General features: G+C 32.4%; 6 protein-coding genes. 5 read left to right on the forward strand and 1 reads right to left on the reverse strand.

From position 1 onward, the window contains the following. A partial coding sequence (locus AB5217_RS24645; RefSeq protein WP_368117389.1) for a hypothetical protein occupies positions 1-199 on the reverse strand: 199 nt, incomplete at its 3' end. A 482-nt stretch (positions 200-681) separates the two neighbouring features. On the opposite strand from AB5217_RS24645, the gene AB5217_RS24650 reads away from it, so the two are divergent. The 5 genes from AB5217_RS24650 (at position 682) to AB5217_RS24670 (ending at position 4738) form a co-directional block, all read left to right on the forward strand. Next, on the forward strand, positions 682-1755 hold the full coding sequence (locus tag AB5217_RS24650; RefSeq protein WP_368112897.1) for a replication initiation protein: 1074 nt from the start codon (positions 682-684) through the stop codon (positions 1753-1755). A gap of 290 nt (positions 1756-2045) precedes the next feature. Beyond that, on the forward strand, positions 2046-2441 hold the full coding sequence (locus tag AB5217_RS24655) for a hypothetical protein (RefSeq protein WP_368117390.1): 396 nt from the start codon (positions 2046-2048) through the stop codon (positions 2439-2441). 11 nt (positions 2442-2452) lie between these two features. Beyond that, a complete protein-coding gene (locus AB5217_RS24660) occupies positions 2453-2656 on the forward strand; it encodes a hypothetical protein (protein WP_368117391.1) in 204 nt (67 codons plus the stop codon). Positions 2657-3498: 842 nt separating this feature from the next. Continuing rightward, the gene (locus AB5217_RS24665; protein WP_368112902.1) at positions 3499-4071 is read left to right on the forward strand and encodes a hypothetical protein; all 573 of its coding nucleotides are present in this window, start codon (positions 3499-3501) and stop codon (positions 4069-4071) included. Between the two features lie 25 nt (positions 4072-4096). Beyond that, positions 4097-4738 carry a hypothetical protein gene (locus tag AB5217_RS24670; RefSeq protein WP_118038994.1) on the forward strand — a complete coding sequence of 214 codons (642 nt, stop codon included), beginning with the start codon at positions 4097-4099 and terminating at the stop codon, positions 4736-4738. The last annotated feature ends 591 nt before the right edge of the window (positions 4739-5329 follow it).

The following is a 5329-nucleotide window of genomic DNA, read 5'->3' on the forward strand; positions in this document are numbered from 1 at the left end:
AATTTGATGTGTGCATCAGAAGCGAGATCTCTCCATCTTTGATATTCAATCGAACGCCTAATGTTGCCAGTGCATCTTGCATCAGTTTCAGATTTTCTTTGTTCTGTTTTTTGATACTTTCCGGAATATTTTTTTCCGAAACACTATACTGCAGATATAGATCCTTACTCTCTTTTGCGTATTCCTTTAATTTTTTCATAGATTTTTCGTTCATTGCCCCATCTCCTTTCATATTTAATTTTGACAGCGTAATTATATCACATTTCTTGTTTGCTGTCAAATTTAATTTTGATAGTGTTAGAGAAATATCTACACTTTGGCTGTTTAAAAATTGTCGAAATTAAAGGAGATAGCTGATAACACTTGCTACTTTTATATTTAAATTTGACAGTAAAAACTCGCCAGCTAACTAGCCTTGCGCGCACGCGCGTGTTAGTTAGCTTGTTTATATATATTATTTAATTACTTGTTTAATTACTTGTTTACGGAGTTAATAAATAGCGCAAAATCAACGTTTTTGCGGTATAATGGTGGTATTTTTTGCGGTATATAGTGGTATTTTTTGCGGTATAATGGTGGTATTTTTTGCGGTATAATGGTGGTATTTTTTGCGGTATAATGGTGGTATTTTTTGCGGTATATAGTGGCATGTAGATATTGACAGTATACCACCATTATATTATGATAGAGAATAGGAGGTGGCTCATGTCTAAAAAAATTACATTAACTAAAAATTATATAGTCGAAAAATCGAAACCTTTAATATGGTCAAAGTTTTCAGAATACAACCTTGGAGAAATGAGATTGATTGATACATACTTGGCTAAAATAAATGCAAGAGAAGAAGAAAGTTCGGAAGTAGTCTTTACTATTGATGAGTATTTAAGGCTACTTGGATATGAGTATCCAAATAAATTGAAAAGCAGCGAAATTGAAAAGAGTCTTGACAAACTTCTTGGTTCAAGAATAAAAATTGATTTGAACAATAATGGGGATTATATAAAAGTAAATTTATTTTCGGACGCAAGAGTTATTGTGAGTGATCCTGAGTTTGGCAAAAGAACAATAACGATAGATTGTAATCCAAAACTCAAAGAAGCATTTTTCGGATTGGCTGAAAAAGGATATATTGAATATGCATTAGACTATTCTTTGCGTTTGAAATCAAAATATTCTCTAAAATTATATCCTCTCTTAAAAGACAAACTATACAGGAGAGAATGGACTGTAGAACTTAAAGATTTAAGAGAACTAATGGGAGCAACAAATAAAAACAATGAGAGCTTTCGAGAATTTAATAAAGTGCTACAAAAATGTAAGAAAGACATAAATGAAGTTACAGATATTGAATTTGAATACGAAAAAATAACTAAAGGGCGTTTAACGCGGGCAATTAAATTTAAAATAAAAAAGTGTACTGCAGAACAAGATCAGATAAATGGGCAGATGGATATTTATGACTTTCCAGAATATTGTCCAGACTCTGATCCGACTGCAGATCCGGAACAAAATGCTGTTCTTGAAGGTAAATTTACGTTATGGTCTGAAGCATGTGGCAATGAATTTAATCGATCACAGTTGGAAGAACTGGCACTGCTTGCAGAGGGACATGTAGAGTATGACCCAGCAGATGCAGGACGTCATGATCTGGACATCTATCACTATTTGTTGCGAAAATACAAATCTCTGCAGAACAAAAAAGATGTGAAGAGCCGGTTTGGATATATGAAGTATTTGGTTGAAAATAATGCATAATAAAAATCAAAAAAATTGTAGATATATTCCTCCAGAGTATATGAAAGAGCAGTGATTGTGAGAAAATGAATATACCAGCGCAACCAACTTTCATATTTAATTATGATAGTAATGAGATAGAATACGAAACATATACTATCAATTTTAATTATGATAGTAGTAAAAAGCGACAAGTACGCTAACTAGCAATGCTCCTGTGTTAGCTATCTTGTTTAGTAAGAGTACAAATCTTTGCTACATAATGGTAGGGACGGGTATACGGTTTATAAGTGGTGGTATAAGGAGAAAAAATGAAAACAATAAGAGAGATTGCTGAGATATGCGGAGTATCCGAACAAGCTGTTAGAGCATGGTGTAGAAAAAATCATATTGCGAAAGATGCGAAAGGAAGTTTCGCAATCAGCGAAACTATAGAATATAGGATTTATAGGCATTACAAGGCTGATGTTGCGAAAGATGTTTCGCAATCAGCGAAAGCAGATTATGCAGTGAATCAAGCCATTATTGATCTACTTCGTAAGGAATTAGATCATAAAAATAAACAAATAGATGAGCTGAGTAAAAGACTCATGGAGTGTCAGAAGCTGTTAGATCAGGAGCAACAGCTCCGTATGGTAACAGAACAAAAAATATTGATAGAAGATCAAGAAGAATTACCTAAGAAATGGTGGAAGTTTTGGGAATAAAAGAAAGGAATATGATAATGAAAAATAGTTATACCATAAAAGGATTGCATACAGTTGGTCAGTATAAAATAATGCAAGAGATTAACAAAAATTTTGAAGAAGAAAGTGTAGATGTATATTTTGTATCAGACGAAGAAGCAGTTGTAAAAGATAAAAATGGGAATCAAATGAAAGTTCTGTACAGAGATAAAATGGTGAAAGTTCTGGTAGTATGAAATAGCAAGGAGGAAATGAACGGATGGATGAGGTGAAATACAAAAAAGGAGATATTGTATTATTTCGATATGGACAAAAAACAAAAAGTGGAACGATTGTTATAGTGGATGCTCATGGTACATTCTGTCAGCAAGAAGAGCCGTCTTATGATATTGAGGTAACGAACGATCTGCTTGATCAGAATGGATTGTATAAGCATATTCAGCAATCTTGGATTTTATAGAAAAGTCGGTGAGATAAATAGATGAAAGAACAGATGAGGGAATTAAAAAACAAAGTATATGAGTAGGCAGGTTACTGCCTACTCATATACTTTGTGAGGGTGTAAAATAAAGTGTGTAAGTCGAGAAAAACAAATTTCAAAACTTACGCACTTTGTTTTTCAGAGTGTGTTAAGATAGCAGGAAAGGAATTGAAAAGGATGAATACACTCACTATAGCAAGAAGAAACACCAAACCGACAGCTAGCACAGGCTATAGATCAGGAGCAACAGCTTCGCATGGCAACGGAACAAAAGTTTTTGTTGTTAGAAAAGAGGTGGTGGCATTTTTCGTAAAATAGGCGAATTGCCTAAAAAACAAAAAAAAACAGAATAAATATTATATATATTATTCAACAATATTGAACAGAAAGAAAAAATGTGTCATAATAAAAAATAATTTAAGGTGTTTTAATATTCGGATAGTCTTACATATGAAAATTCATGAGAAGAATTACCGAATAGCGAAAGGGCAGGGAATAAAAAAGGGGAGGGATTTATGAAATAAAGCAGATATCTGTTAGTTGGTGTAGTTGGTAATCGTTTTTAGCGTAAGTTATTTTTGTATGAAAGGGGAAAATATGAAGAACGTTATAAAAAATAGTTTGCTTGTTTTTGCTTTATCCATAATATCCATTTTATCTTTTCCTAATGTAGCATATGCATTTGAAACCTATGCAATAGATACTGATGAAATGAAAGAATTAATAGATAGAGGACTAAAAAAGGGGGATGAAATTGAAAATAGTCATGTTTTTGCTATGCCTGATAATGGCTGGAATATTGTAACAGTAGGTTTAAATTATTTAGAGTCTTATTATGAAAAAAATAGCACTCAGAATATATTCTCCTTTAGAGAGAAAATATATACCGAAAAAAGGTCAGGAGTTGGATCTGGAAGTATTAAGTTAGAAGTATCAAACGTCTTACATACAGATGGTAGCAATAATGTTATTATTTCGGAGTTTGAACGGGGAGATATTATGTATGATCCTAATAAGTGGGATCATGGATCACACTATTATAATACTACTAAAAAAACATATGCTAAAAATACTAAATATGATGGACAAGTTACATATTTACTCACCTGTCCAGATGCAATCCCCGCTAGTGCAGCCGAATCAGCAAGAATTTCTCTTGCAACAAATTAAGTGTTTGATAAGGAGAAAATAGATTATGAAAAAAAGAAGAATAATAGTATTGTTATCAGCTTGTTTGGTTATCGGTTCAGTTTCTGTATATGCAGCATCACCAAATCCTAATATTGAAACAATGCAAAACGTAGGACAATTATTTAAATCCTACGAAAACAATACAGATGATTCGATCTTTGCAAAAGGAAAGTCTGGTGGAATTATTACTAAAAAAGATATTGAACAAGCTACTGAATTTTATATTTTAGCGGAATATGATAAAAACACTGCAAGAGAGAAAGCAATAGATTATATGCTAAAAAGAGACGCGACATATCAAAAAGCAATTTCAGAAGGGTATACAGTAACGGATGATGAAGTATGGGCGTACTTAGAAGAATTGAAAAATATTATTAATGAAGCGGTTAATAAAGAAGAAGCTCAAGCTCTTATAAATCAATTTGACTCCGAAGAGGAATATTGGCAACATGAATTCGAGGTTTATAAAATCAATTTACCAATCGAAAAATATCTAGAAGCAGAAAAAAAGGAGTATTTAGAAAAGAGTCGTGCTACGTTAAATGAAAAAAAGAATTCTACAGATCCTATGGAAGAATATAATGAGCATATTGAATCAATACAAAATGATTTAGTAGAGAGTGAGCAATATGAAATAATGGAATGAATTAGATAGAATCTTTCTTAAAAAAATATTGTAATATGGTATACTGAACATAGGAAAAATGATAGAAATGCTCATGAAGCAGTACGAAAAGCCCCGGAGTTGCTACCTCCGGGGCTTTTCTATTCCGTTTTGGGAGGGGCTTAAGCCCTAGGCTGACTACCGTTTATCGTCTCCGTCTAACCATTTGCATATGTAGTAGGTAAGATAGACCTAGATATGTGAGGTTTACCACAAAAGCAAAATGCCCGTAGAGCCGATAAAATAAGGCTTTGCGGACATTTAAGAAGATATAAAAAGATAGTCAAAAAGACATATATAATTTATTATAATTCTTTACTTATTTCAATACAGATTTTTTCTTTCTGAACATTATAAAAGCATATGTAATATTTTCCATTCATACGGCATATAGTATATGGATTATATTTATCTTTTCTTCTTTTCGGACGTTTTTGCTCCATTTTCTTTCCTCCAATCTGTTTTTCTCAGATTGGAAATTGGTGGATCTCGTCCTTTGTGAAGTGACAACTTATGACAAAATACTATAAAAAAAGTCACATTTCTTTCTTGAAATATGACTTTCTATTATTC

The organism is Bacteroides sp. MSSM.1001136sp1_RTP21357st2_D2_RTP21359_211015 (assembly GCF_040913205.1).
GTDB lineage: Bacteria > Bacteroidota > Bacteroidia > Bacteroidales > Bacteroidaceae > Bacteroides > Bacteroides ovatus.